This window comes from Mesorhizobium sp., assembly GCF_965229135.1.
Classification (GTDB): Bacteria; Pseudomonadota; Alphaproteobacteria; order Rhizobiales; family Rhizobiaceae; genus Mesorhizobium.
This window is the reverse complement of record NZ_OZ245860.1, coordinates 459092-485930: the sequence shown is the minus strand read 5'-3', so window position 1 is coordinate 485930 and position 26839 is coordinate 459092. Positions and strand designations below refer to the sequence as shown.

Annotated in this window: 23 protein-coding genes; 8 read left to right on the top strand and 15 right to left on the bottom strand. The window is 62.9% G+C overall.

Annotated features, from left to right (window positions below; all coding sequences use genetic code 11):
• Positions 1–3: 3 nt before the first annotated feature.
• On the bottom strand, positions 4–1479 hold the full coding sequence (locus ACO07C_RS02265) for a cobyric acid synthase (RefSeq protein ID WP_421912607.1): 1476 nt from the start codon (positions 1477–1479) through the stop codon (positions 4–6).
• Positions 1479–2093, bottom strand: a complete 615-nt coding sequence (locus ACO07C_RS02260; RefSeq protein ID WP_421912606.1) for a dimethylsulfonioproprionate lyase family protein — start codon at positions 2091–2093, stop codon at positions 1479–1481. The genes ACO07C_RS02265 and ACO07C_RS02260 overlap by 1 nt, the downstream gene beginning before the upstream one ends.
• A gap of 145 nt (positions 2094–2238) precedes the next feature.
• Between ACO07C_RS02260 and ACO07C_RS02255 the strand changes: the two genes are divergently transcribed.
• A complete protein-coding gene (locus ACO07C_RS02255; protein ID WP_421912605.1) occupies positions 2239–3405 on the top strand; it encodes an isobutyryl-CoA dehydrogenase in 1167 nt (388 codons plus the stop codon).
• 25 nt (positions 3406–3430) lie between these two features.
• Positions 3431–4315, top strand: a complete 885-nt coding sequence (gene mmsB, locus ACO07C_RS02250) for a 3-hydroxyisobutyrate dehydrogenase (RefSeq protein WP_421912604.1) — start codon at positions 3431–3433, stop codon at positions 4313–4315.
• Between the two features lie 282 nt (positions 4316–4597).
• Here the strand turns inward: mmsB and ACO07C_RS02245 are convergent, their stop codons facing one another.
• The 7 genes from ACO07C_RS02245 to ACO07C_RS02215 all read right to left on the bottom strand — a co-directional run bounded on the left by ACO07C_RS02245 (position 4598) and on the right by ACO07C_RS02215 (position 12107).
• A complete protein-coding gene (locus tag ACO07C_RS02245; protein ID WP_421912603.1) occupies positions 4598–5242 on the bottom strand; it encodes a cytochrome c oxidase assembly factor Coa1 family protein in 645 nt (214 codons plus the stop codon).
• 134 nt (positions 5243–5376) lie between these two features.
• Positions 5377–5742: a hypothetical protein gene (locus tag ACO07C_RS02240; protein ID WP_421912602.1), complete on the bottom strand. Its 366-nt coding sequence runs from the start codon at positions 5740–5742 to the stop codon at positions 5377–5379.
• 140 nt (positions 5743–5882) lie between these two features.
• A complete protein-coding gene (locus ACO07C_RS02235; RefSeq protein WP_421912601.1) occupies positions 5883–7262 on the bottom strand; it encodes an aspartate aminotransferase family protein in 1380 nt (459 codons plus the stop codon).
• A 51-nt stretch (positions 7263–7313) separates the two neighbouring features.
• Positions 7314–7439: a capsid protein gene (locus ACO07C_RS02230; protein ID WP_421912600.1), complete on the bottom strand. Its 126-nt coding sequence runs from the start codon at positions 7437–7439 to the stop codon at positions 7314–7316.
• Between the two features lie 70 nt (positions 7440–7509).
• Complete coding sequence (locus tag ACO07C_RS02225) at positions 7510–9573, bottom strand: prolyl oligopeptidase family serine peptidase (RefSeq protein ID WP_421912599.1); 2064 nt, start codon at positions 9571–9573, stop codon at positions 7510–7512.
• Positions 9574–9658: 85 nt separating this feature from the next.
• The gene (locus tag ACO07C_RS02220; protein ID WP_421912598.1) at positions 9659–10822 is read right to left on the bottom strand and encodes an MFS transporter; all 1164 of its coding nucleotides are present in this window, start codon (positions 10820–10822) and stop codon (positions 9659–9661) included.
• Positions 10823–10934: 112 nt separating this feature from the next.
• Entirely contained in the window at positions 10935–12107 is a 1173-nt protein-coding gene (locus ACO07C_RS02215; RefSeq protein ID WP_421912597.1) for an MFS transporter, read from the bottom strand.
• A 198-nt stretch (positions 12108–12305) separates the two neighbouring features.
• Here ACO07C_RS02215 and ACO07C_RS02210 point away from each other — a divergent pair, with 198 nt between their 5' ends.
• The 4 genes from ACO07C_RS02210 to ACO07C_RS02195 all read left to right on the top strand — a co-directional run bounded on the left by ACO07C_RS02210 (position 12306) and on the right by ACO07C_RS02195 (position 18441).
• On the top strand, positions 12306–13883 hold the full coding sequence (locus ACO07C_RS02210; protein WP_421912596.1) for a trimethylamine methyltransferase family protein: 1578 nt from the start codon (positions 12306–12308) through the stop codon (positions 13881–13883).
• 140 nt (positions 13884–14023) lie between these two features.
• Positions 14024–14509, top strand: a complete 486-nt coding sequence (locus ACO07C_RS02205) for an endonuclease domain-containing protein (RefSeq protein ID WP_421912595.1) — start codon at positions 14024–14026, stop codon at positions 14507–14509.
• Positions 14506–17076 carry a GcvT family protein gene (locus ACO07C_RS02200; RefSeq protein WP_421912594.1) on the top strand — a complete coding sequence of 857 codons (2571 nt, stop codon included), beginning with the start codon at positions 14506–14508 and terminating at the stop codon, positions 17074–17076. The genes ACO07C_RS02205 and ACO07C_RS02200 overlap by 4 nt, the downstream gene beginning before the upstream one ends.
• 9 nt (positions 17077–17085) lie before the next feature.
• Positions 17086–18441 carry a M24 family metallopeptidase gene (locus ACO07C_RS02195; protein WP_421912593.1) on the top strand — a complete coding sequence of 452 codons (1356 nt, stop codon included), beginning with the start codon at positions 17086–17088 and terminating at the stop codon, positions 18439–18441.
• On the opposite strand, the gene ACO07C_RS02190 is transcribed toward ACO07C_RS02195, so the two are convergent.
• Positions 18406–19233, bottom strand: coding sequence for a phosphate/phosphite/phosphonate ABC transporter substrate-binding protein (locus ACO07C_RS02190; RefSeq protein WP_421912592.1), 828 nt, complete (start codon positions 19231–19233; stop codon positions 18406–18408). The genes ACO07C_RS02195 and ACO07C_RS02190 overlap by 36 nt on opposite strands.
• 83 nt (positions 19234–19316) lie before the next feature.
• Complete coding sequence (locus ACO07C_RS02185; protein WP_421912591.1) at positions 19317–20327, bottom strand: fatty acid desaturase; 1011 nt, start codon at positions 20325–20327, stop codon at positions 19317–19319.
• A 233-nt stretch (positions 20328–20560) separates the two neighbouring features.
• Here ACO07C_RS02185 and ACO07C_RS02180 point away from each other — a divergent pair, with 233 nt between their 5' ends.
• Together ACO07C_RS02180 and bmt are read left to right on the top strand one after the other, a co-directional pair.
• A complete protein-coding gene (locus ACO07C_RS02180; protein WP_421912590.1) occupies positions 20561–21418 on the top strand; it encodes a helix-turn-helix domain-containing protein in 858 nt (285 codons plus the stop codon).
• A 381-nt stretch (positions 21419–21799) separates the two neighbouring features.
• A complete protein-coding gene (gene bmt / locus ACO07C_RS02175) occupies positions 21800–22822 on the top strand; it encodes a betaine--homocysteine S-methyltransferase (RefSeq protein WP_421912589.1) in 1023 nt (340 codons plus the stop codon).
• A 16-nt stretch (positions 22823–22838) separates the two neighbouring features.
• Here bmt and ACO07C_RS02170 read toward each other — a convergent pair whose 3' ends face one another.
• The 4 genes from ACO07C_RS02170 to ACO07C_RS02155 form a co-directional block, all read right to left on the bottom strand.
• Positions 22839–23099 (bottom strand): hypothetical protein, encoded by a 261-nt coding sequence (locus tag ACO07C_RS02170; RefSeq protein WP_421912588.1) that lies wholly within the window; start codon positions 23097–23099, stop codon positions 22839–22841.
• A gap of 112 nt (positions 23100–23211) precedes the next feature.
• The gene (locus tag ACO07C_RS02165) at positions 23212–23925 is read right to left on the bottom strand and encodes a glutamine amidotransferase-related protein (protein WP_421912587.1); all 714 of its coding nucleotides are present in this window, start codon (positions 23923–23925) and stop codon (positions 23212–23214) included.
• Between the two features lie 157 nt (positions 23926–24082).
• Positions 24083–26248: a YfbK domain-containing protein gene (locus ACO07C_RS02160; RefSeq protein WP_421912586.1), complete on the bottom strand. Its 2166-nt coding sequence runs from the start codon at positions 26246–26248 to the stop codon at positions 24083–24085.
• A 2-nt stretch (positions 26249–26250) separates the two neighbouring features.
• Entirely contained in the window at positions 26251–26811 is a 561-nt protein-coding gene (locus ACO07C_RS02155; RefSeq protein ID WP_421912585.1) for an RNA polymerase sigma factor, read from the bottom strand.
• Positions 26812–26839 lie beyond the last annotated feature (28 nt).

The window sequence follows — 26839 nt, the reverse complement described above, 5'->3', positions numbered from 1 at the left end:
ATCCTACCTGGCCAGGCCAAAGATCGCGTCGCAGTCGAGATGCACCTCCAGCTCGGCGGCGACGTCGTCCAGCGCCCGTTCGACCTCGGCGCGGTAGTCGAGGTCGCTGCCGTTGACGCCCAGGCTTTCGAGGAATTTGCCGCGAAAGGCGTTGGCGCAAAACAGGCCGTGCATGTAGGTGCCCAGCACCTTGCCATCAGCCGAAATCGCGCCGTCATCGACGCCGTTGATGACGGCGGAGGGCCGTCGCGTGTCCGGACCGGTGGTGCGGCCGAGATGGATCTCGTAGCCTTCCAGCGGCAGGTCGAATGGCACCGAGCGCGCTGTGACGTTGCGCACGGTCTTCTCTGGCTCCATCACCGTCTCGATGTCGAGCAGGCCCAGACCTTCTGCTTCGGTCACGCTGCCCTCGATGCGCTGTGGGTCGCGAACGATCCTGCCGAGCATCTGGAACCCGCCGCAGATGCCGACGACATGGCCACCGCGCTTGCGGTGCCCAAGCAGATCGCGGTCCCAGCCGTTCTCACGGAACTGCAGCAAATCGCCGATCGTCGACTTGGAGCCGGGAATGACCACCAGCCCCGCATCCTCCGGCAGGCGTTGACCGGGCGGCACGAACACCACCTCGACCTGCGGTTCGGCCTTGAGCGGGTCGAGATCGTCGAAATTGGCGATGCGGCCAAGCATCGGCACGGCCACCTTCAGTGCCCGCTTTTCGCCGGAAGCCAGCCGTTCCAGCACGACGGAATCCTCCGAAGGCAACCGTGCGGCGGCCTTGAGCCATGGCACGACGCCAAAACAGCGCCACCCGGTGAAACCTTCAATCGCCTTGATGCCGTCGTCGAACAGCGAAACGTCGCCCCGGAACTTGTTGATGAGGTAGCCGACAATCATGCGCCGGTCTTCTTCCGGCAGGATCAGATGCGTGCCGGCGATAGAGGCGATGACGCCGCCGCGATCGATGTCGCCGACCAGCACCACCGGAACATTGGCGCGCGTAGCAAAGCCCATATTGGCGATGTCGCGGCTGCGCAGGTTGATCTCGGCAGGCGAACCGGCGCCCTCGACGATGACGAGATCGGCGCCCTCGCCGACCTTGGCCCAGGAATCCAGCACGGCGTCCATCAGCCGGCTCTTCAGCGCCTGATAATCGCGCGCCCGCGCCTCGCCGAACACCTTGCCCTGCACGATGACCTGCGCGCCGACATCGGTCTGCGGCTTGAGCAGCACCGGATTCATGTGGACGGTCGGCTCGACACCGCAGGCGATCGCCTGCAGCCATTGCGCGCGGCCAATCTCGCCGCCACCACGATTGTTGTCGCCGGGAATGTCGGCAACGGCGGCGTTGTTCGACATGTTCTGCGGCTTGAACGGCCGCACCTTCAACCCGCGCTTTTTCGCGGCGCGGCACAGGCCCGCGACCAGCACCGTCTTGCCGACATCGGAACCCGTGCCCTGCAGCATGATGGCCCTGGCCATTATGCCCTGCCCTGCGCGACGGTTCCGGTGATCGTCGATTTCGCCGCCAGCGGCCCGCCGCGCCAGATATAGAGAGCCAGCAGCGGCTCCTGCCCCGTGCGCATGGCATGATTGACGTTCGAGGCATGGTGTACGACCTCGCCTGCCGCGCGAACGCGGAAGCCGCTCTCACCCATGCGCCACTCCGTACCACCGGTCAGCGGAATGTAGATTTCTTCGGCCACGTGGTGATGGTCGGGATAGACGATATCAGGCCCAAGGATGAGAAGGCCGGCGGCGACCTCATCATTGGCGAAATGGCCGCGCATGCCGAATACTTCCAGCCAGCCGTAATTGTCGATGAATGCCTTGCCGAAATCGGCTTCGGTGTAGGTCTGGCCCCAGCGGAGGTCACTGCCATGCGCCGCCAGGAACCGTACCAGCGGCCTGGCGCCCGCCGGCGCCAGGTCGGCAGCGCGATCCAGGTGGCTGACGCAGGCAAGCGGGTGCGGTTCGAGTGCTCGGGCCGGCATATCCCAGTCGATTCGTGTCACGGCATCGCGCACCAGCGCATTGTCGACACTGGTGAGGTAACGATGGAACGTCTCAAGCAGTTCGTTGATATTTGTCGTCATGGTTCTCGTTCGCGCATCCATCCGCGCACAGCCGCTCCGCTCAAGGTCGGGTTGCGCGGCGGCATCATTGGTCTAGATTGGTGCCCGCGCAAAGCCAAAAACGACAGGCCAGCACACTGACTGGCCCCAGATCAGGGAGCACGCCATGGACGCCGCGGTCGATGCGAGCACCAGCCAGTTCGAACTCAATGAGGAGCAGCGCGCCATACAGGAAATGGCCGAGGCCTTCGCCGCCGATCGTGTCGCGCCGAACGCACTGGATTGGGACCGCAGGAAACATTTCCCGGCCGATGTGATCCGCGAAACCGGGCCGCTCGGCCTTGGCGGCATCTATGTCCGCGACGATGTCGGCGGCTCGGCGCTTGGGCGGCTCGACGCCGTGCTCATCTTCGAGGCGCTTTCCCGCGCCGACCCGGCCTTTTCGTCCTTCATCTCGATCCACAACATGGTGGCGTCGATGATCGACCGCTTCGGCAATGACGAACAGCGCCAGCGCTTCCTGCCCAAGCTGACTTCGATGGAATGGCTGGCCAGCTACTGCCTGACCGAGCCAGGCTCCGGTTCCGACGCCGCCGCGTTGAAGACGCGCGCGGTGAAGAGCGGCGGCGACTATGTGCTGAACGGCACCAAGCAGTTCATCTCCGGCGCCGGCGATAGTGACATCTATGCCGTCATGGTGCGCACCGGCGCCGAAGGGCCGAAGGGCATTTCCACCATCGTGGTTCCCAGGGACGCGCCCGGCCTCTCCTTCGGCGCGAACGAACACAAGATGGGCTGGCATATGCAGTCGACCCGCCAGGTCATCTTCGACGACTGCAAGGTGCCCGTTGAAAACCTGCTGTCCACCGAAGGCGCCGGGTTTGGCATTGCCATGGCGGGGCTGGACGGCGGCCGACTGAACATCGCCGCCTGCTCGCTGGGCGGCGCGCAATCGGCGCTCGACAAGGCGCTGTCTTATACTGCCGAGCGCAAGGCCTTCGGCTCGAAGATCAACCAGTTCCAGGCGCTGCAGTTCAGACTCGCCGACATGGAGACGGAGCTGCAGGCGGCGCGTATCTTCCTCTATGCCGCCGCCTCGAAACTCGACCGCAAGGCACCCGACGCCGGCAAATGGTCGGCAATGGCCAAGCGCTTCGTCACCGACACCGGTTTCAACGTCGCCAACGATGCGCTGCAACTGCTCGGCGGCTACGGCTATCTGCACGACTACGGCATCGAAAAACTGGTTCGGGATCTGCGCGTCCACCAGATTCTCGAAGGCACCAACGAGATCATGCGCGTCATCATTGCACGCGTCCTGATCGGCCGTTGAAATCGATAAATCCGGGAGAGAGACAATGACGACGATCGCCTTCATCGGCCTCGGCAACATGGGCAATCCTATGGCCGCCAACCTCGTCAAGGCGGGGCATACGGTGCATGGATTCGACCTGATGCCGGAGAATTTGACCCTCGCGCGCGAGCATGGCGTGGTCGTCGTGGCCAACGCACTCGCCGCCGTGAAGGACGCCGATGTCGTCATCACCATGCTGCCAGCCGGCAAGCACGTACTGTCGGTCTATGAGGACATCGCGCCGAAGGCAAAGAAAGGCGCGCTGTTCATCGACTCCTCGACCATCGATGTGGAATCGGCGCGCAAGGCGCATGCCGTCGCCAGCAAGCATGGGTTGCTGTCGATCGACGCGCCGGTCTCGGGCGGCACCGGCGGCGCCACCGCCGGCACGTTGACCTTCATGGCCGGCGGTTCGAAGGATGCTTTCGCCAAGGCCGAGCCGATCCTTCAGCCGATGGCCGGCCGCATCGTGCACTGTGGCGATGACGGCGCCGGACAGGCGGCCAAGATCTGCAACAACATGATCCTCGGCATTTCGATGATCGGCGTCGCCGAAGCCTTCGTGCTGGCGGAAAAGCTGGGCTTGTCGCATCAGGCGTTGTTCGATGTCGCCTCGACATCCTCCGGCCAATGCTGGTCGCTGACCACCTATTGCCCGGTGCCCGGCCCGGTGCCGACCTCGCCCGCCAACAAGGACTACAGACCGGGCTTTGCCGCGGCCTTGATGCTGAAGGACCTGAAGCTGGCGCAGGAAGCGGCGCAGGGCGCGGGCGCGGTGACGCCACTTGGCGCCGAGGCGGCGCAGCTCTACGCGCTGTTCAACGCCCAGGGACATGCCGGCGCCGATTTTTCAGGCATCATTAATTTTCTACGCGGCGCAAATCCATAAGTTGCTAATATGACTGAACTTTTTTCGGCTGTTTCGAGAGAAACTCGTCAAATTTAGGTTTGCTTAAGCTCTCGATAACCCCCCGGTAACGATGTCCCTATAAAACGGATCTCGAGGCGGACATATCGCATCCGCCCGGCGCTCCGGATCAGGTCTCGCGTACCGGAGCCCGTAAGTTTCGCCAAGTGTTCGAGTAGCGAAACGCCATGCGTATCTGGCAAAGCCGCGTTCCCGCTGGAGCGCGGTTTTTGCGTTTCCGTCACCTATGTTGCCGCGCCTGGCCTATATCCCGATTGCCGCATTCGGAACCGGCACATGATCTTCGTTGATCAGGACGATCGGTGCATCGACGCCATCCACCCTGACAACAAGCAGGCGCATGCTCCATTTGCCGGCTGTGCGCACGGCATTGGATATGGCCGTGCCGGTGCCTTTGCTGCCATGGATTGGGATGCTGAACTGGGCGTCACCCGAGCCGTTCGCATTGACGTTGATATGGCCGCCGATCCAGAAATTATTAGCCAGGTCATCGCCGATGGCCGATTTGACCCGATCGTCCGCCCGAATGGCGTCCATGGTGATGCGATACGCGTCGTTGCCTTTGAGGATATAGGGAATGCTGCCGATGGAAGCCGCAAGGCCGCCAATCGCAACCACCCAGACCACCAGCCCGGCAATTGCCCAGTTGCGCTGCGTCTTGCGGAACTGCTCGGCGTCGCGCCAGGCGCGGTTCCGCCAGGCCCAGCGGCTGCCGCGCGCACCCAGTACGATGATCATGATGATGTTGACGACAGGGATAAGCGCCAGCAGCGCGATGAACGTGCTGTTGCCGATACCCCAGATCCAGTTGAGGAAGAAGGCGCCCCAATTCCAGCGGTCAAGTTCGGCCGGAATTTCGGCAGGCTCGTTGAGCGGCTGTCCAGCCATGATGTCCCCCTGATGCATCCCGCCCGAAAGCCCGCGGCGATGCGTTAGGCAAAGGTGCCTCAGCGGGTTCTAGACGATGATCCCGAAAACGGTAATCGGTTTTCGCTTGGCCGGCGGTCTGTCAGGCGCCTTGTTCAGGTCTTTGTCGACAACCGGCGAAAATTCGCCTTCACGGCAACGCTTGCCGGCTTCAGCGCGGCGTTCACGGACCTCTCGGCCGCGATGCCGTTGAACAGCGACGGCGTGCGTCCGGAAAAAACTTCCGGCCAGAAGCGCGATGCCGACTGAAGCAGCGACATTTGCGCGGCAAATGCACCTTCGGCCATCGCGACGGTCTTCTCGTTCACCGCACGGGCCGTCTCCGTGCCCCACGGCCGGCTGCTCCCGGCATCCTTGGCCATCATTGGCAGGCGCATCATCGCCACCAGCGGCGCCAGCATCAGGTCCGCGCCGATGCTGGCTGCTTCTTGCACGCGTCGGCTCTTGCCGGTCTTTCTCATGGAAACGAACCCCTTGTCTCAGCCGATATGGCCACTGCGTATCACACTACGCGCGGAAGACAGCATCGTTCCCGGTCTCAACCAATTGCAGTCCCCACCCGGGCGCTCTCATCGAAGAGCGCCCGGCTAAGGTCACAGGCCTATCGCTTGCGCAGATCCGCCTGCGCAAGGTCGAGTGCCTTGGTGATACGCTCGCAAGCCATGTCGATCGTGTCGCGGGTCCAGATCAGCGGCGGCGACAGGATCATCGTGTCGCCGGTGGCCCGCAGCATCATGCCGTTGGCGATTGCGTGGTCGCGAACGACGACCGCGGCGCTGCCCGATGGCAGGAAACGCTCCTTGGTGGCCTTGTCCTTGACGATCTCGATCGCGCCCATCAGACCGATCGAGCGCACCTCGCCGACCAAGTCGTGTCCGGCAATACGCTCCTGCAAGGCTTCTGCGAAATACGGTCCGGTGTCCGTCTTGACGCGGTCGACCAGCCCCTCCCGCTCGATGATCTCGAGGTTCTTCAGCGCCACGGCACACGCCACCGGGTGACCGGAATAGGTATAACCATGGTTGAACTCCCCACCCTTCTCGACCAGCGTCGACGCAATGCGGTCGCCGACCAGCAGCGCCGACAGCGGCTGATAGCCGGAGGTCAGCGCCTTGGCGGTGGTGATGGTGTCCGCCTCGACGCCGAAGGTCTGGGCGGCGAACCACTCGCCGGTGCGGCCGTAGCCGGTTATGACTTCGTCCAGCATCAGCAGGACATCGTATTTGCGGCAGATGCGCTGCACTTCCGGCCAATAGCTCAACGGCGGTATCTTCACGCCGCCCGCGCCCATCACAGGCTCGCCGATGAAGGCGGCAACCTTGTCGGCGCCGGCCTCGAGGATCGCATCCTCGACGGCCTTTGCCGCGCGCAGGCCGAAATCATGATCGCTCTCGCCCGGCAGCGCCAGTTCGTAGGCGTAGGGCATCATCACATGGACGATGTTGGGAACCTCGCCGCCGAGCTGCTTGTGCATGGCATCCATGCCGCCGAGCGACGTGCCGGCAACCGTCGAGCCGTGGTAGCCCATCTTGCGCGAGATGATGCGGTTCTTTTCCGGCTTGCCTTCCAACGCCCAGTAGTGGCGCACGAGACGCAGCGCCGTGTCGTTGGCCTCCGAACCGGAGGAGCCATAGAACACCTGGTTGATGTTCTTCGGCGCGATTTCCGCCAGTTTCTTGGACAACAGCACCGGGGTCGGCGTCGAGCATTTGAAGAAGGAATTGTAGTAGGGCAGTTCCTTCATCTGCGCGTAGGCGGCATCCGCCAGTTCGTCGCGGCCATAGCCGATGTTGACGCACCAAAGGCCTGCCATGCCGTCGAGGATTTCAGCCCCCTCGGAATCATAGATGAACGGACCGTTGGCGTGGGTGATGATGCGCGAGCCGGCTTCGCGCAGTTCCTTGTGATCGGTAAACGGGTGAAGGTGATGCGCGGCGTCGATCTGCTGAAGCTGCTTCAGCGAATAGTTCTGATAGGTCATGGATTTGATCTTTCCTCTTGGAATCATTCCGGCTGGGCCGGGGCGGATTCGTCAGAGGCAGGCGGGAGGCGAGTAGCCGATGCGGGCGCAGAGCCGCAAAAGCTCGGCGCGCAGCGTGCGCGATGACGGTGTCACCGCGACGCGGAATGCGCGAGCTGATAGTCTAGCGAAAGCCATGGCCGCCACCTTAGACCAAAGGATGGTCAAGGTGAACCACCCTTTGCTTGGCCACCCGAAGGATTCGCGATCAAGCCTTGGCTGTCAGCGCTCTCTGCAGGAACACATACTTCATCGCGGTCTGCGCTGCCTGCGGACGGCGGTCGCCGCGCCCGCCATGTCCGCCTTCGGTCTCCTCGAAGAACAGCGTCTTGTCATGCCCCGCTTCCTGCAGACGGGCGGCCATCTTGCGCGCATGTCCCGGATGGACGCGGTCATCGGCGGTCGACGTCGTCAGCAGCACCGGCGGATAATCGGCATCACCGTTGACGTGCTGATAGGGCGAATAGGCGGAAAGCCACTTCGCGTCTTCGGGTTTCGACGGATCGCCATACTCCGCCATCCAGGAGGCGCCGGGCGGCAATTCGGTGTAGCGCAGCATGTCGAGCAACGGAACCTCGATGATGACAGCGCCGAAAAGCTCGGGATGCTGCGTCAGGGAAACACCGGTCAGCAGGCCGCCATTCGAACCACCCTGAATGCCGAGCGAGGATGCGGTGGCAATGCCGCGCTTGACGACATCCTGCGCGACCGCCGCGAAGTCATCGAAGGCATTCTGGCGGTTACCCTTGAGTGCCGCCTGATGCCAGGCCGGCCCGAACTCGCCGCCGCCGCGGATGCAGGCCTGCACATAGGCGTTGCCCTTCTCCAACCACAGCCTGCCGCGCACACCGGCGTAGCCGGGCAGCAGCGGCACTTCGAAACCGCCATAGCCGTAGAGCAACGTCGGCACCGGGCCTTTCTGGTCGCGCCGCCGGACGACAAAGTACGGGATCATCGTGCCGTCCTTCGAGCGCGCCTCGAACTGCTCAGAGATCAACGGCGATGCATCGAAACGCGCCGGCTGCGCTTTTACGGTGGCGAGCGTCTCGCCATTGTCATCCGACCAGATGATCGAGCTTGGCGTCAGGAAATCCGTGAACGAGAACGAAACGCTGGAGCCGAAATGTTCGGCATGGCTGATGCCGACATTGCCGTTTTCGGGCAGCGCGACCGGCTTCATCGACCAGGCGCCGTCCTTGCGCTCACAGACGATGACCTTGCCGCGCACATTGTCCATCATGTTGATGAACAGCCGGTCCTGGGTCCGCGCAAGGCCGGCGATCGACACACGGTATGCCGGAGCGAACAAGGTTTCGATGGCGCCGAGTTCACCGGTTTCAATCCATCGCGCGAAATCCAGCGAATAAAGTCCGTCGGGCTGGCACGCCGTGCCGTCCGGCGCCGTCCAGGGCGTACGTACACCGAACACCATCTGGTCCTTGAACAGCGCCGTGTCGGTGACGTCGTCGGGCAGCGGAATGCGTCGGTTCTCGCCGGACGGGAGATGGAGAAAGCTGTGCGATGCGAAGAAATCGAGCGTTCGCGCCAGGAACACATGGCGCCTGTCGCCGTCGAACTCGACGCCGGCACCAACGGCGAGATCCTCTTTTTGCGCCTCGAAGATCGGCGTCGCGTCTTCCAGCTTCGTGCCACGCTTCCACAGCTTGATCACGCGCGGATAGCCGGACTGCGTCTTCTCATCCTCCTCGAAGGCCGCGGAAACGATTACGGTGTCCTTGTCCAGCCAGCCGAAGCCCGACTTCGAAGCCGGGGCTCGAAATCCGTCCTCGATAAAGGATTTGGTCTCGATATCGAATTCACGCATCTCGCTGGCGTCGCCGCCGTCCGGAGACATCGACAGCAGGCAGCGGCTGAGCTCCGGATAGAGCCGGCTGGCGCCGCTGAACACCCATTTTATCCCCTCCTTCGCCGCAAGCTGGTCGAAGTCGATGATTGTTTCCCATTGGGGCTTCTCGGTCTTGTAGGAAGCGACACTCGTGCGGCGCCATAGGCCGAGCGCATTGGTCTTGTCCTGCCAGAAATTGTAGACATGGCCCTTGAGCGCGGACCCGACAGCGATATTGTCCTCGGCCGTCATCAGGTCCAGCGCCGTCTCGAACGACGCCTGATAGGATGGATCCCCCTGCAACTGGCCGACGGTGACTTCATTCTGGCGATGAACCCAGTCGAGCGACTGCTTGGCTGTCCTGTCCTCCAGCCAGAGGAAGGGGTCTTTGGTGCCGGCTTCTGGCTTGGCGATTGGCTTGGTCATGGAATCTCCGATAGGCAAGGCTTCGGCACGCAACATCGACATGCCCGGTCCGATATTCAATAGCCGCGGCACCTCGGCCGAGGAATCAGGCTTTCCTGCGGCCGACTGCGCTGGCGACCGCCAGCGCCAGGCACAGCAGGCCAAGTGTGAGCGGCAAACCTCCCGCGCCGAGGACATCCATCGCGCTGCCTGCGAGCGGCGGAACGGAAATGCCGCCGACGCCCCACATCAATGAAAAGGCGGCATTGCCCGCGATCAATGTCGAGCCCGTGAAGCGGTCGCCCAACTCGATGATCGACATCGTGTAGATACCATAGGAGACGGCGCCCCAGACGAAGATCATCGGCCAGATCAGCGGTGTTTCGATGAGCACCGGCAGCAGAGCGCATCCGAGTGCCGTAATCCCTATGCACATAAGCCTTACAAGCCGTGCCGTCAGTCTTTCGGCCATCAGGCCGAGCGGTACCTGCATGGCGATGTTGCCTGCGATCATCACCGAAAGCAGCGCCGACATGCGGGTCTCGGCGATGCCGTAGTGCGTTCCGTAGACCGGCAGCAGCGCCAGTGCCGCCTGTTCGAAGCCGGCGGCGACCACGACTGAAAACAGCAGCAGCATGGCCCGCGGCATGAAGCCGAGGACGGATACGCGGTGCCCTGCCTCGTCCACTTTCGGCAAGCGCCCGAGCACCGAGGCCAGGCAGATACCGCAAACAACGAAGGCGGAAATGCCGACAACAAACGGCGGCCAGCCCTCCGTACCGACGGCAAGGAGGCAAAGCGGTCCCGCCGCGAAACCGGCCGAGATGATCGTCGAATAGACACCCATGATGCGCCCGCGTCTCGCCGCCGGCGCCAGCGCGATGACCCAGATTTCGCTCAGTACATAGAGCGGATTGGTGACCACGCCGATCAGGAAGCGCAGTGGGAACCATAGATAGACGTTCTGCGTCCAGCCGATCAGCGCCAGCACGATCGCCGAGAGAACCGCGCAGGTGAGTGCGGTGCGCCCTGCCCCGAACCGTTGCGCCAGTCCCGGGATAAGCGGCGACGACAGGATGAAACCGATAGGCGTCATCGCCGCCGACAGGCCGATCATGGCCGGAGATTCGCCCTGGCGCTGCAGGATAAAGCTCAACAGCGGATAAGACAGCCCCTGCGCGATGGCGAACACCGAAACGGTCGCGATCACTCCGGTGATCGCGGCCCATTTTATTGCCGCCTCCCTGTCGCTCGAACCGGTCGCTACCATCTTGTCATCCACAATGAAGTGCCGCTCTCCCTCGGCGAGCCATCCAGCTATCTCCAGGATTTCGAGAACGAAAGAGCCGCGCGGCGAAATCAGCTTGCGCCAGGGAGCGGGCTCAGGACCTCCCGCGCACCGACGACCGGTAGAGCGCGAAAGCGACAAGGGACACATCGAGCACGGCGATAACGGTGGGCAGGCCGAGCGGGCCGATCGCCTGCATGAGCGCGCCGGCGGTTGGTGGCCCGACGATACCGCCAGCACCCCACATCAGGGCGAACGCCGCATTGCCGGAGACAAGTGCCGATCCCTTGAAACGGCTGCCGAGTTCGACCAGCGCCATCGTGTAGACGCCGTAGCCGACCGCGCCCATGACCAGCAGCACCAACCAGATCAGCGGCGTCGTGATCAGCAACGGCAACAGTACCGCGCAGACGGCTGTAGCCACGGCGCAGGCGATGATCATGGCCCGGCCGCCAAAACGCTCCGCCAGCAGGCCAAGCGGGATCTGCAGGAAGATGTTGCCCAGCGACAACACCATGACCAGCGCGGCGAGCACGGCTTCGGGCAGACCATAGCCGGACCCGAAGACAGGGATCAGCGCATAGGTGCTTTGCTGGACCGCGGCCGACACCAGCACGGCGAACAGCAGCGCCGGCGCCAGCCTGGCGAAGCCGACAAGACCGCCGGAGGGCTGGCCATCGTCCTCGAAGCCGGCAAGGCTCGCCGAGACGGCGCGCAGGATCACCGCGCAGAGCACGAAGCCGGCGGTGCCGACGATGAACGGGACCCATCCCGATGTGCCGACGGCGGTCAGGACCAGTGGGCCCGTCGCGTATCCGACGCCCAGCACGGAATTGAAGATGCCCATGACCCTGCCGCGCCGCGAGGGTGGCGCCAGCGACAGCGCCCAGACTTCACCCAGGATGTAGAGCGGGTTGATGATGACGCCCACGACGAAGCGGATGACGAACCATGCGACCCAGTCCTGCAGATAGCCGATGGCGAAGAAGCAAAGCGCGCCGATCAGCGAGCAACTGACGGCAAGCGTACGGGCGCCGACGAGCCGGACGGCGGCCGGCACCAATGACGCCGAAAGAACCAGGCCGAGCGGCATCATCGCGGCGGAAAGACCGATCAGCGCCGGCGACATGCCCTGCTTCTGCATCAGCAGCGTGAACAGCGGCGAACTCAGGCCTTGCGCCGCGCCGAACATGGCAAGTGCAGCGGTGACGCCGGCAAGGGCTGCCCATTGCAGGGGCGGTTCGACGGTGTCGGTGGAAGAGGTCATTGCCGCTCGCGGTTGGAGGTCGAACCAACCTACAAGCCGAACGATGCTTGCGTAAGTTTCAGCGCCGTCAAATCGGCGATCCAGCCGCCTGCCCCATGGGCATGTCGCTTCCCTCGCCCTAGTGGTCGCCGCCTCCGCAATGGCTGGCGGGCAGCCGGTCCATTATGCCGCCCGCTATCGCATCGCACGAGGACCATCATGACCGCCGCCCTACAACCAGCAGAATCGGCCCAGGCGCCCGACCGTGCCCGGCGTGGCGGCCGCGCCGGCAAGCGCGCCGGCGGCTCGGCCGCGTTCGAGCAGCCGGCTTTCCGCCAGCTGAGAAACCCGCTCGCACCGACCAGGCTGGTCTCTGACGACGAGCTGGAATCGATCCACCTCGCTTCGTTGCGCGTGCTGCGGGAAATCGGCGTCGACGTGCTGCATGACGAAGCCCGCCGCATCATGAAGGCGCATGGCGCCGATGTGCGCGACGGCAGCGAACGCGTGCGCTTCGACAGCGACATGATCCTGGAGCTGGTGTCGCACTGCCCGTCCGAATTCACCATGCATGCCCGCAACCCCGCGCATAATGTGCGCTTCGGCGGCAACAACCTGATCATCTCGATGATGGCCTCGGCGCCCAATTGCTCCGACATCGATCGCGGCCGCCGGCCGGGCAACCAGGCGGACTACCGCAACTTCCTCCGCTTGGCGCAGATGCACAATATCCTGAACTGCACGGGCGGCTATCCGGTCGAGCCGACCGATATCCATCCGTCGGTCCGCCACCTCGAATGCGTACGCGACCTCGCGACGCTGACCGACAAGGTGTTCCACATCTATTCGCTCGGCAAGGAGCGCAATGTCGACGGCATCGAGATAACCCGCATCGCGCGCGGCATCAGCCACGAGCAGTTGCTGGAAGAGCCGTCCGTCTTCACCATCATCAACACCAACTCGCCGCTCAAGCTCGACGTGCCGATGATGGAAGGCATCATCCAGATGTCGAGCAAGGGCCAGGTCGTGATCGTCACGCCGTTCACCCTGTCGGGTGCCATGGCGCCGGTGACCATCGCCGGCGCGCTGGTGCAGCAGAATGCCGAGGCGCTGTCGGGCATCGCCTTTGCCCAGATGGTGCGCAAGGGCGCCCCTGTTGGCTATGGCGGCTTTACCTCCAATGTCGACATGAAGTCCGGTTCGCCGGCGTTCGGCACCCCGGAGTACATGAAGGCGCAGCTTGTCGGCGGCCAGCTCGCCCGTCGCTACAACATCCCATACCGCACCTCCAACACCTGCGCCGCCAACACGGTCGACGCCCAGGCCGCTTATGAAAGCGTGTTCTCGTTGTGGGGCGCCGTCCAAGGCGGCGGCAATCTGATGATGCACGCCGCCGGCTGGCTTGAAGGGGGCCTGCGCTGCTCCTACGAAAAGACCATTCTGGACATCGACCTCTTGCAGATGGTGGCCGAATTCCTCACCCCGCTCGACTTGTCCGACGAGGCCCTCGGCTTCGACGCCATCCAGTCGGTTGGCCCCGGCGGCCACTTCTTCGGCACCCAGCACACGCAGGACCGCTACAAGACCGCCTTCTATTCTCCGATCCTCTCCGACTGGCGGAATTTCGAAACCTGGGCGGAAGCCGGATCGCCAACGGCGATGGAAAAGGCCAACAAGGTTTGGAAAGAGCGGCTGGCCACCTACGAAGAACCGTACATGGACCCGGCCGTCCGCGAAGAGCTCAACGCCTTCGTCGAAAAGCGCCGCTCCGAAGGCGGCGCGCCAACCGATTTTTGACCATCTGTATTCGTTTGATGAATAGTCGACCCCCACTCCGTCGAGCTTCGCTCGACACCTCTCCCCCGATCGACGGGGTAGAGGAAGCGCGCGCAATTATTCCAGCCGGCGCCCTTCCTCTCCCTCCGGAGGGGGGAGAGGTGGCGCTGCGAAGCAGCGCCGGAGTGGGGGAAGCCGTTCATGAAACGCGCAGCCGCCGCAAAATAGGCACAACCCAGCGAGCCCGAACTCTCAGGCAGGGAGGCAACCAGGCAGAAGCATTGCTTTGGCTTGAACTAAAGGCGCGCAAACTTGGCGGCTATCGATTCACCCGCCAATTCTCCATCGGCCCCTTTTTTGCAGACTTCGCCTGCCGAGAAAAATGGCTTGTCGTTGAAGTCGATGGACCCCAACACGCCGACAGTTCCTACGACCGCCAACGCGATGATTTCATGCGCGTCCAAGGCTATTCGATCCTGCGTCTCTGGAACCATGACGTGCTGAAACATCGTACCTCCGTCTGTGAAACCATCCTTGCCGCGCTTGATGGCAGGCTGACCGAAAACATCGCCGTATCCGACCTCCGCTTTGTTTTCACGCCGCGCTCACCCGATTCAATTTCTCTAAAAACGGACCTATCTTCATGAAATCCCACGTAAAAGCGGTAGTCATTGGCGGCGGCGTCGTCGGCTGCTCGGTTCTCTACCACCTGGCCAAGGCCGGCTGGACCGACATCATGCTGATCGAGCGTTCGGAGCTCACCTCCGGCTCGTCCTGGCATGCTGCCGGCGGGTTCCACACGCTGAACGGCGACCCCAACGTCGCCAAGCTGCAGGCCTACACGGTGCAACTCTACAAGGAGATCGAGGAGATTTCCGGCCAGTCCTGCTCGCTGCACCTGACCGGCGGCGTGATGATGGCCGACACCCCCGAGCGCATGGACTTCCTGCGCCTGGCGCACGCCAAGGGCCGCTATCTCGGCATGGACACCGAGCTGATCACACCATCCGAAGCCAAGGCCATGTTCCCGCTGATGGACGAAACCAATTTCGTCGGCGCCATGTGGGATCCTGTCGAGGGCCATCTCGATCCGTCCGGCACCACCATCGCCTATTCCAAGGCGGCCAAGAAGCTCGGCGCCGAGATCGTGCTGCGCAACCGCGTCGTCGAATTGACGCAGGAGGTCGACGGCACCTGGAACGTCGTCACCGAACAAGGCACGGTGAAAGCCGAGCATGTCGTCAACTGCGGTGGCCTGTGGGCGCGCGAGATCGGCCGTATGGTCGGCGTCGAACTGCCGGTGCTGGCCATGGAGCACATGTATCTGCTCACCGAGCCTATGCCGGAGGTCGAGGAATTCAACAAATCGACCGGCCGCGAGATGATCGGCGTGCTCGATTTCAAGGGCGAGATCTACACCCGACAGGAACGCAACGGCATTCTGCTCGGCACTTACGAAAAGGCCTGCAAGCCGTGGTCGCCGGTCAACACACCGTGGGATTTCGGCCATGAACTGCTGCCGCCGGATCTCGATCGCATCGCGCCGTCGCTGGAAATCGGCTTCAAGCATTTCCCCGGCATCGAGAAGGCCGGCATCAAGCAGATCATCAACGGCCCCTTCACCTTCGCGCTCGACGGCAATCCACTGGTCGGCCCGGTGCAGGGCCTGACCAATTTCTGGTGCGCCTGCGCCGTCATGGCCGGCTTCAGCCAGGGCGGTGGCGTCGGCCTCGCGCTGTCGAACTGGATGGTGCATGGTGACCCGGGCTTCGACGTCTGGGGCATGGATGTCGCCCGCTTCGGCGAGTGGGCCGGCCTGCGCTACACCAACGCCAAGGTGCGCGAGAACTATTCGCGCCGCTTCTCCATCCGCTTCCCCAATGAGGAACTGCCGGCGGCTCGCCCGGCGCAGACGACGCCGCTCTACGACACGATGCTGGCCAACAACGCCGTCATGGGCGACTCGTGGGGTCTCGAAACCCCGCTGTGGTTCGCGCCGAAAGGCAAGGAACCCAAGGACATCGTCTCCTTCCATCGCTCCAACGATTTTGGCCCGATCGGCGAGGAAGTGCGCGCCACGCGTGAGGGTGTCGGCGTTACGGAAATCGCCAACTTCGCCAAATACGAAGTGTCGGGACCGGGCGCGGAGGATTTCCTTAACCGGCTGATGACCAACCGCATGCCGAAGACCGGCCGCATTGTGCTGACGCCAATGATCAACGAAATCGGCAAGCTGATCGGCGACTTCACCATCGCCAAGGCCGGCGAAGACCGCTTCATGATCTGGGGCTCGTCGGCGGCGCAGAAGTACCACATGCGCTGGTTCGAAAAGCACCTGCCGAAGGACGGCTCGGTTCGCATCCACCGCTTCGACCAGACGCTGGTAGGTCTCTCGATCGCCGGACCGAAATCGCGTGACCTCTTGCAGAAGCTCGTCGATGTCGACATCTCGACAAAGGCCTTCCGCTTCATGGATTTCCGCGAAATGGCCGTCGGCGGCGCGCCCTGCATGGTCAACCGCATCACCTATACCGGCGATCTCGGTTACGAGATCTGGATGGCGCCGGCTTACCAGCGCCTCGTCTACAAAGCGATCAAGGACGCCGGCGAGGAATTCGGTCTGGTCGATTTCGGCATGCGGGCCCTGCTCTCTATGCGCCTGGAAAAGAACTTCCCTACCTGGTTCCGCGAGCTGCGGCCGATTTACGGGCCATTCGAGGGCTCGATGGACCGCTTCATCAAGCTTGAGAAGAACGACTTCATCGGCCGCGAGGCCGCCGCCAAGGAACACGCGGAAGGACCAAAACTGCGCCGCGTCTCCTTCATCGTCGATGCGGACGGCGCCGACGTGATGGGCGACGAGCCGATCTGGGCCAAGGTCAGCAAGGACTACGGCACGGTGGAAAAGCCGCATGGCTATGGTGCTCCGCGCTTCGATGACAAGGGCAAGGAAGTGCGCGGCTCCAAGGCCGCGGAAGGCGCCTCCGCGGTGCGCGGCATCGTCGACGGTGAATGGCGCGTGGTCGGCTGGGTCACGTCGGGCGGATATGCACACTATGTGCGGAAATCGATGGCGCAGGGCTACGTTCCGGCGGCACTCGCAGAGGACGAAAGTGCCGGCCTCTTCGAGATCGAGATCCTCGGCCACCGCCGCCCGGCCCGCATCAACGTCGAAGCGCCGTTCGATCCGAGCGGCGAGAAGATGCGGACCTGAGCTCCGGTCATGGACAGCGCGGCGCCCAAAGGCAGCTTCGGCCGCCACCGCAAGATCATGCCGTTCGAGCCCGACTCGATCGAGGCGCTGCGTGAAGCCTCCCGCGAGAAGGCGGCTTCACTCAACCAGCATCTGCTGGGCTATGGCGCCCAGGCTGAATCGGAATGGGCGGCGGCAGGCATTGCCGCCCCCGATCTGCCGGCGATGCGCCGATATCGGCTGGAGCGAATCCGCGCCGAACTGAAGCGGCGCGGCTATGCCGGCGCCCTGCTCTACGATCCCGTCAACATCCGCTACGCCACAGACTCGACCAACATGCAGCTCTGGGTGGCGCACAATCCGACGCGTCATTGTTTCGTCGCCACCGAGGGGCCGGTGGTGCTGTTCGACTATTTTTCCTGCGAGCACCTGTCCGACCATTCCGGCGTCGTCGACGAGGTGCGCCCCGCCATATCCTGGATGTATCTCTATGGCGGCGAACTGACCGACCAGAAAGTCCGCCGCTGGGCCGCCGGCATCGCCGACCTGGTCAGGGAGCATGGTGGCGGCAACAGCCGCATCGCCGTCGACCACCTCAATCCCGAAGGCGTCGAGGAACTGGCGCGCCTGGGTGTCTCGATCGGCAATGGCGAAGCGGTGATGGAAAGCGCCCGGCTGATCAAATCACCGGACGAAATCCTTGCCATGCGCCGCTCGATCGTCGCTTGCGAGGCCGCGATGGGCGAGATGGAAAAGGCCCTGAAGCCAGGCATTTCCGAGAACGAATTATGGGCGGAACTGCATCGCGGCAACATCGCGCGCGGCGGCGAATGGATCGAGACGCGGCTGCTGGCATCGGGACCGCGCACCAATCCGTGGTTCCAGGAATGCTCGTCGCGTGTCATCGAAGCCGGCGACCTCGTGGCCTTCGACACGGACCTCATCGGACCCTACGGCTTCTGCGCCGACCTGTCGCGCACTTGGCTGTGCGGCGATGCAAAGCCGACTAATGAACAGCGTGACCTGTTCCGCATCGCCGCCGACCAGATCATCAACAACACGCAATTGATGCAGCCGGGCGTCTCGTTCCGAGACCTTGTCGAACGCTCGGCGGTGCCGCCGGGAGACTGTTTCCCGACCCGCTACGGTGTGCTCTATCACGGCGTCGGGCTGGCCGACGAGTACCCGACCCTGCCACATGCCAGCGACTGGACATCAGACACGCCGGACGGGGTAATCGAACCCGGCATGGTGCTGTGCGTGGAAAGCTATATCGGCAGGCTTGGCGGGCGCGAAGGCGTCAAGATCGAGGAGCAGATCCTCATCACCGAGACTGGCAACGAGCAACTCTCAACCTACCCGCTGGATGCGCGGCTGCTCGGCTAATCCGGCAAGGGCTTCGCGCATTGCCCGGACCGTCTTTTCCGGCGTCGTCCTGGCGGTGATGAAAGGCAGGCCCTTGCGCCGTCCTGTCCAGCCGACGATCACGACTTTCCGCGCCGCCGGCTCGAAACGCCGCGCCAGCGCCCAGCTTTCGCAATCGATCGCGGCTATATCCGCTTTACCTTCGGCGACAGCGACGATCGAGCCGCGATGACCGCCGCTTTCGCTGCGCGACGCAAAGATGTCCAGGCTTTCCCCGGCGGCCTGCAAATCGCGCGTAAGAGCGATGATGCCCGACATGGAATCGAGACTGTTGAAGGTGAAGCGCTTGCCACGGATCAGATCGAGCGGGAGGGATGGGCCGCCGTCCGCAGGCGATCGAACCTCCGGCCCCTCGCCCTTGCGCATCACCAGCGCACTCGAGTAGAGCTCGCCTTGCCCGCCTTCATAGGCGTCATAGCTGGGCTGGCCAACCACTTGCACATGCCTGGACAGGCCGAGTTCCATCGGTCCCCAGCAAGTCTGCGCGAACAGCAGTGCGGGATGTAGCCAAAGCTTGTGAAAATCGAGTTCGCCCGGTGGCAATGTCGCCGGATCGGGCGCGATCAGCTTGCCATCGGCATCGTGGATGCCGCCCGGCACCGGCGGCAGGTCGCCGTTAAGGCGCACGATGGTTTGCGGCGCGTCGATACCCTTTTGCCGGAAGGCATCGCGCAATCCTACCCATTGCGCATCGACTTCCGCGCGTACTTCGGGCCAGTCATACATCGGCAACGCCGCAATAAATTCGCTCATGCCGATATCAGACCGTTACGTGGGAAGGTTGAAGGGGTTCACAGACCGAAGTCTAGCAGGCCAGCCCAGCTTGCCGCAAAAGCTTATTCCTTCGGCGGCTCGGCGGGGACCGGCGCGGTACCGAGACCATTGACGTTGCGAGCCCTGATGCGCGGCTGGAAAGCACGGCCAGGTTCCGGCGCACGCCGCAGCACCGGATGTACCAGCGGCTCCTTTGCCTTGAAGGCATAGGCTTTGATCAGCGCGAAATAGTTCGGATAGGCATAGCCGTTGTTCATCCGCAGCCATTCCTCGCGACGATCGCGGAACAGCTTCGGCAGATTGTACCAAGCCACGGTCGGGCTCTTGTGATGGACGAAGTGCAGATTGTTGTTGAGGAACAGGAAGGACAGCGGCGACCGCTCGATGATCACCGTGCGGCCTTCCGGATGTTCCGACCATTGATGCTCGGCGAAAGTGCGAATCGCGATCAGCGACTGTCCGAGCCAGACCGGCACCAGGATGTAGAGCCACAGCGGAATGCCAAAGCCGAACTGCACGATCGGCACTACGACCACGAGGCCGATCGCATGCAGCAGCCAAGCCTTGCGGATCACCTTGTCGCCGCCGATCACATGCTTGGCATCGTCAATGAAGAAGCCGATGCAGGACAGCCATGGACCGAGGAAGAAACGGCCGGCCATGGTGTTGTTGATCTTCAGCAGGAATTTCATCGCCAGGGGCAATTCGTCGTGATGCCAGAGCGCCTTGTAATAGCTCTCGGGATCGTCGAGCGGATCGGTCAGCCGCTCGTCGGCGTGGTGGCGCAAATGAAGCGTCTTGAAACGGCGAAACGGCCAGACAAGACCGATCGGCAGAAACACGAAAGCTTCGTTGATCAGCGCATTGCGCGTCGGATGGCCATGCAGCACTTCGTGCATGATCGATGACTGCAGTGCCAGGGTAAAGCCAAGGATGGCGAGCGCCAGGACCGGATATGAGGGCCAGAGCAGGAAGCCGGTCGCCAGCCATGTCCCGTAACAGAAGAAAGCGAGTACCACGGTCGGCCATTCGATGGCTGGTGCGTTGTGTCGCCTGATGCTCTTGCCTGCCATGCTATCGACCACTGTCCCTTTCAGTCGCCGGAACCCCAACTGGCTCCTGACAGCATAGTGTCAGGAGAAGTGATTCCACTCAACGAGACAAAGTGTACAAACTGTTGCGATTGCGCATTTTTGACCGCACATGTTACACATTGTAAACAGCCTTGGGGATTCATTTACGCCTGAGCAGGTGAATTGAATAGCTCCGGCGCAAATTTCTTCCTAAGGATTCGTGGAAAGCAGCGATGGACAAACGCGACCTGTCAGCAATCTTCCGGGAGCGTCTGAAGCTGCTCCTGACACGATCCGACCTCAACCAGTCGGCCTTCGCCGCCGCTGTCGGCATCGACCGCTCGGCACTGTCGCAACTGCTGTCGGGCGCCTCGACGCGTCTGCCACGCGCTGAAACGCTGCTCAACATCGCTGCCGAATTCAAGGTGTCGCTCGACTGGCTGCTCGGCCTCAGCCAGGACGAGGGCCTGACTGGTGAAATCCGCGAGAGCCTGGAGATCGAGGAAGCGCCCGACGGTTTCGACCGCACGCTGCTGGCCAAATGGTTCGCGGAAGCCGCGGGTACCAAGATCCGCTATGTGCCGGCCGGCATTCCCGACCTTCTGCGAACACACGCGCTCGTCGACTACGAAGCCAACATCACCAACAGGAGCCGCCAGGCGCAGGCCATCGAGACCCAATACCGCATCGAATACAACCGGCGTCCGGAAACCGACATGGAAGTCTGCATGCCGCGCCACACGCTGGAGATTTTTGCCCGTGGCCTTGGCGTCTGGGATCGCTTTCCCGAGGCTGACCGGAAGCAGCAACTCGCCCATATGGCGACGCTGCTCGACGACCTCTACCCGACCTTCCGTCTGTTTCTCTATGACGGCCGCATGCGCTACTCGATACCGCTCACCATCTTCGGTCCCTACCGGGCCGCCATCTATGTCGGCGACATGTATGTGGTGCTGAACGCAACCCAGCCGATCCAGGCCCTCACCCAGCATTTCGACAATCTGATCCGCGCCGCCGACGTCAACCCGCATGAGGCCGCCGGCTACGCCCGCAATCTGGCCGGCATGTCGTTCCCGTCAGGCTCTGTCTGATCGATGGCGCTCGAGCTCATGGTCGAGCGCCAGACCGCATTTCCCCAGACCATCCGTACCCTTCGCCCCCGATCCTGTCGATCTCTTCCAGAACTCTCTGCCGCGGACGGATGGCGGGCTGATTGTAGAGGCATCGATCAATCCGCCCGGCGGCTACGTGACGTTGCGCGCCGAACAGGACCTGCTGCCGGTGGTTACCGCCTGCTCGGTCGATTGCTACCCGACCAATGGCGGAGTCCGCACCGGGATCGAGGTCGAGATCACCAGCGGATCGTGAGAAGTGGCAGTGATGTCCGCGATGTCATGGCCGCAATTTCATTGACTAGACATAAAGACTTCTTTATATCCTTATCCAATTCATAAACCATGAAAGCCAATTCGATGACGACGACCAACCCCATTGACGCGCTGCTGGCTGAAAAGGGTGTGCTGCTGGCCGATGGCGCCACCGGCACCAACCTTTTCGCCATGGGGCTGGAAGCCGGCGAGGCACCGGAACTGCTGAACGAGACGGCGCCCGACACGATCACCAGCCTGCATCAGAACTTCGTCGATGCCGGCGCCGACATCATCCTCACCAACTCCTTCGGCGGGACGCGTCATCGGCTGAAGCTGCATCATGCCCAGGACCGCGTTCATGCGCTGAACAAGCGCGCCGCCGAGATCGCCCGCGCCGTCGCCGACAAGGCCGGCCGCAAGGTGATCGTCGCCGGTTCGGTCGGCCCTACAGGCGAACTTCTGGTCCCGCTCGGCGCCATGACCTATGACGAGGCGGTCGACGCCTTCGCCGAACAGATCGAGGGCCTCAAGGAAGGCGGCGCCGAAGTCGCCTGGATCGAAACCATGTCGGCGCCCGACGAAATCCGCGCTGCAGCCGAAGCTGCCATTCGCGTTGGCCTACCCTACACCTATACGGGTTCGTTCGACACCGCCGGCCGTACCATGATGGGGCTGCTGCCCAAGGATATCCATGGTGTCGTCGACGGCCTGTCGCAGGCCCCGCTCGGCGTCGGCGCCAACTGCGGTGTCGGTGCGTCCGATATCCTGGCATCGCTGCTCGACATGACCGAGGCAAAGCCGGAGGCGACTGTAATCGTCAAGGGCAATTGCGGCATTCCGGAATTTCGCGGCACCGAAATCCACTATTCCGGCACGCCGGAACTGATGGCCGATTATGTGCGGCTCGCGGTCGATGCCGGCGCGAAAATCGTTGGCGGCTGCTGCGGCACCTCGTTCCAGCACCTTGCCGCCATGCGCAAGGCGCTTGACGCGCACAAGAAGTCGCAGCGCCCGACGGTTGCCGCGATCGTCGAGCGCATCGGCCCGATGCGCAACAAGGTGGCGACCGAAAACACCGCCGAGACAAGCGAAGCCCGCCGCGAGCGTCGTCGCGGCCGCGCCTGAGGCGATCGCTTTTTGGTTATCCGCCGTTGTCGGCGTAGCTTGACTGCGCCGACCTGAAATCGACAACATTGTCGCCGCGCATCGTCATGATCGCGCCGGATGAAACAGGATCGCTTATCTGTTCCAGCATGATGCGGAAGCGGTCGTTGGTCAGCGCCGACATCGCGGTGTGACGCGCCTGCGCGACGTCGTCGCTGATGCGCCTGGATTCGGCTGATGGAACCGCCGGAGCGTTTCGCACCGGTGGTGTCGGGTTGGCGATAGTACTGATTTGCAATTCCGGCTCCCTCAAGCCCCGTAGAGATGAGCGGTGTAACAAGTGGAGGTTGCGATCCGGTACCGGAAATGCCGCGCAATTTAACGATCGCCGCACATCGCCTCAAGCCGCCTTATCGCCTCGTTGAAGGCCAAATCAAAGGCGGAAAAAGCTTCCGCAGGAACCCGTTGAACCAGGCGGCTTGCGCGCCATCGTGCAGGCTCATGAGGCGATCCTGCTCCTCGCGCGTCTGTGCGCCCGGCTTGTCATAATTCGCCCCGGGACGGTCCTGCACGCGCCTGAAACCGGTCGCCGTGGCTTCCGCGTGGAACTGCAGGCCGTAGACCTTGTCGCCGATGCGGAAAGCCTGATTGGGAAACAGGTCGCTCGAGGCAAGGTGCTGGGCGCCTTCCGGCAATTCGAAGCCATGCCAGTGTGATTGCGTCACATGGATCGGCGCGGACAGGAAATCTTCCGCCCCCACGGTCGGATAAAGTGGATAACAGCCAAATTCATGTATGCCGCTCGCCGGCGGACCGACATGCGCACCGCGATGCCAGGCAATCTGCTGCGCGCCCTGGCAGATACCGAGCAACGGGATATCGGCATTCATGCAGAAGTCGATAAATCGGTACTCATCCAGCAGGAATGGATGCAGCGACGTATCGTAGACATTGTACATGCCGCCATAGACGACGCCGCCCGCGACACCGTCATCCGCATCCAGCGTCTCTCCGGCATAGGCGCGACGCAAGACCGGCTCGTAGCCGTTTAGCAGGAGATAGGTGAACACGCGGTCGTCAGCAGGCTCGTCGCTGTGCCGCACCAGAACAATACGTTTCTTCATGGTCCTGCCTTTTCCGCCAGAATGGTTGGCGGAAGATCGCGGTGCAACGAAAAAAGGCCGGCACGGGAAAGATCCCTCGCCGGCCTGCCTCACCCGCCCGCAGGTCGGTTCCCCTGTCAGAACGCTCCAGCCTGACAGAGACCGGCCGTTATCATCACTACTTGCTGTCGCCCAGCGCCGAGGCCAGTCGCACCAGCGACAGGAACTCGGACCTGTACCCGAACGGGTCGGCGCCTCGTGCGGCATCGGCGATCTGCATGATCTTGTCGTAGCCGAACTTCGCCGTCGCATCTTCGTCGCGCAGTTTTTGGCCGAACGCCGCGACGGCAACCGAGAAACGCTGATCGGCACTCGCCTGATCGAAGGACGATACCTCGTTGGCTGATGTCACCGGCGTGGTGATCAGCTTCGAGACGTCTTCGTTCGGCAGCTTGTAGCGGATCTTGACGAAGGCATATTCGTCGGCATTGGCCACGCCGCCATTGTCCACCGAGGCCTGGCCATAGCGAAGCGGGTCGACCTGCTCGCCGCCGCTGCCTTTTGGCGTGACCTCGTAGATCGCGGTGACCGAATGTCCGGAGCCGATGTCGCCGGCATCGACGCGGTCATTGTTGAAATCCTCCCGGTTCAGGGCGCGGGTCTCGTAGCCGATCAGCCGGTATTCGGAGACCTTTTGCGGATTGAACTCGACCTGGATTTTTACATCCTTGGCGATTGGAAACAGTGTCGAGGAGGCGTCCTCGACCAGCACCTTCTCGGCCTCGGCCAGCGTATCGATATAGGCGGCGGTGCCATTGCCGTTCTGGGCGATGGTCTGCATCATCTGGTCGTTCAGATTGTCGTGGCCGAAGCCGAACACCGACAGAAACACTCCGGTCTTGCGCTCCTTCTCGATCAACCGCTTGAGATCGTCATCATCCGATTGGCCGACATTGAAGTCACCGTCGGTGGCCAGCATCACGCGATTGACGCCATCCTTGATGAAGGATTGCTGGGCAAGCCGGTAGGCTTCCTTGATGCCGGCCTCGCCGGCCGTCGATCCACCCGCCCGCAGGCTGCCGATCGCCGCCAGTATCTTGTCCTTCTCGACAACTTTGGTCGGCATCAGCACCGTGCCGGCCTCGCCCGCATAGGTGACGATAGACACGGTGTCGTCGGCCTTGAGCTTGTTGACCAGCAGCCGGAAGGCCGACTGCAGGAGCGGCAGCTTGTCCGGCTCGTCCATCGAGCCGGACACATCGATCAGGAAGACCAGATTGGCCTTGGGCTGCTCGGCAGGTTTGATGTCAAAACCCTTGATGGCGACATGCATCAGCTTGGTGTGCTCGTTCCACGGCGTCGGCATGACGCTGACGGTCGAGTTGAACGGCGTCGACGCGGAGTCCGGTCCCTTCCAGTCATAGGGGAAATAATTGATCATCTCCTCGACGCGGACCGTATCGGCCTGCGGCACGGTGCCTTCCTTCAGCGAGCGCCGCACGAAGGAATAGGAGGCGGTGTCGACGTCGATCGAGAAGGTCGAGACCGGATCCTCGAGTGCGGCATGCACCGGATTGGACTTGAAATCCTCGACACGATTGCGGTCTTCTGCCTGGGCCGGCACCTGATCGGCGGAAACCGGTGCGGCCCGCCGCACCATCAATTTGGACCCGACGGACATGCGGGCAACTCGGGAGGCATCCGCCATCGGGGGCGGCGCGTTCGCGCTGCCATCGAGTGAAAGTTGACCGGCGGGAGCCGGCGCGGGCGCCTGCTTGTAGGTCTTGAGAGTGCCGTATTCCGGCTCGTTGACTGCCGCTGGCATCTCAGCCTCCGGCGGGACAACAGGTGCCACCGACTTATCCGCTCCCAGACCGGCGACTTGCCCTGCTCCAGATTTCAGCGGCGGAGTCCGGTCGAGGAGTGCTTTTACCGCCTCACGCCGTTCAGCGTCGTCGTCAGCCTTCTTCTGCTTGTAGGGCTCGGCCGGCGCCTTCACCGTGGCCGGCTTGTCGGCCAGCGTCTCCGTGATCGTTTGGCCACCGCCCGATATCGGCGGCTGTTCGCGCAGCAGATGGAAAGTGGCGTATCCGGCGATCGGCAGGGCGACGAGCCCGGCAATGGCCGGCGTGGCAATCAATCTCTTTTGCATGATTTGGCTCCAGAGCTTTTGTGCTCGCTCTGTGAGACGAAGCCTCGCGGCCGATCCTTGGGTGGCGGGCGAATCTTTTTCGTCCAGGTCATAGGCGCGCAAGGCAGCCTCGAAGGCGCGTGCCTTCGCGCTCTCGCCCGGCGCCGGTGCCGCGATGTCGCGCAGCCTCTTGAGTTCGTTGTCGTCGACCATGGTCACACTTCCCCGGCCGAACGCATGAGCGTCTTCAGCCGTTTCTTCGCTTCATGGATGTGCCAGGAAACAGTCGTCTCCGAGATCGCCATCACTTCGGCCGCCGCCGCGTGACCGAGCCCTTCGCCATAGACAAGGAGCACGGCATCGCGCTGCTTGTCCGGCAACATTCGCACCGCCGCCCAAAGCGCCTCGGCCGGATCTTCAACGTCGACCGAGGCTTCGCCCGAGATCAGCGCATGGACGCCATAGGCCTCGGTTTTGACCGCCTCGCGGGCAGTCTTGCGCATTCTGTCGCGCACGGCATTCAGCGTCATGGCGTAGAGCCATGTCGTGAACGCGCCACCGCCATGATAGTCGCGGATCGCCCGGCCGAGCCGGACGCAGACGTCCTGGGCAATGTCTTCCGCGTCGGCCTTCGCCCCACACCAGCGATAGGCGGCGCGATAGACGAAGTCATAGTGGCGCTCCAGCAATATGCCGAACGCCCCCCTGTCTCCGCCCTTCGCCCGCCCGATCAGTTCGGCGTCGGAGGCTTCGCTTTCATCCAGCATCATCGCCATCATTGTCTCTTGGACGAAGGCTAGTGGC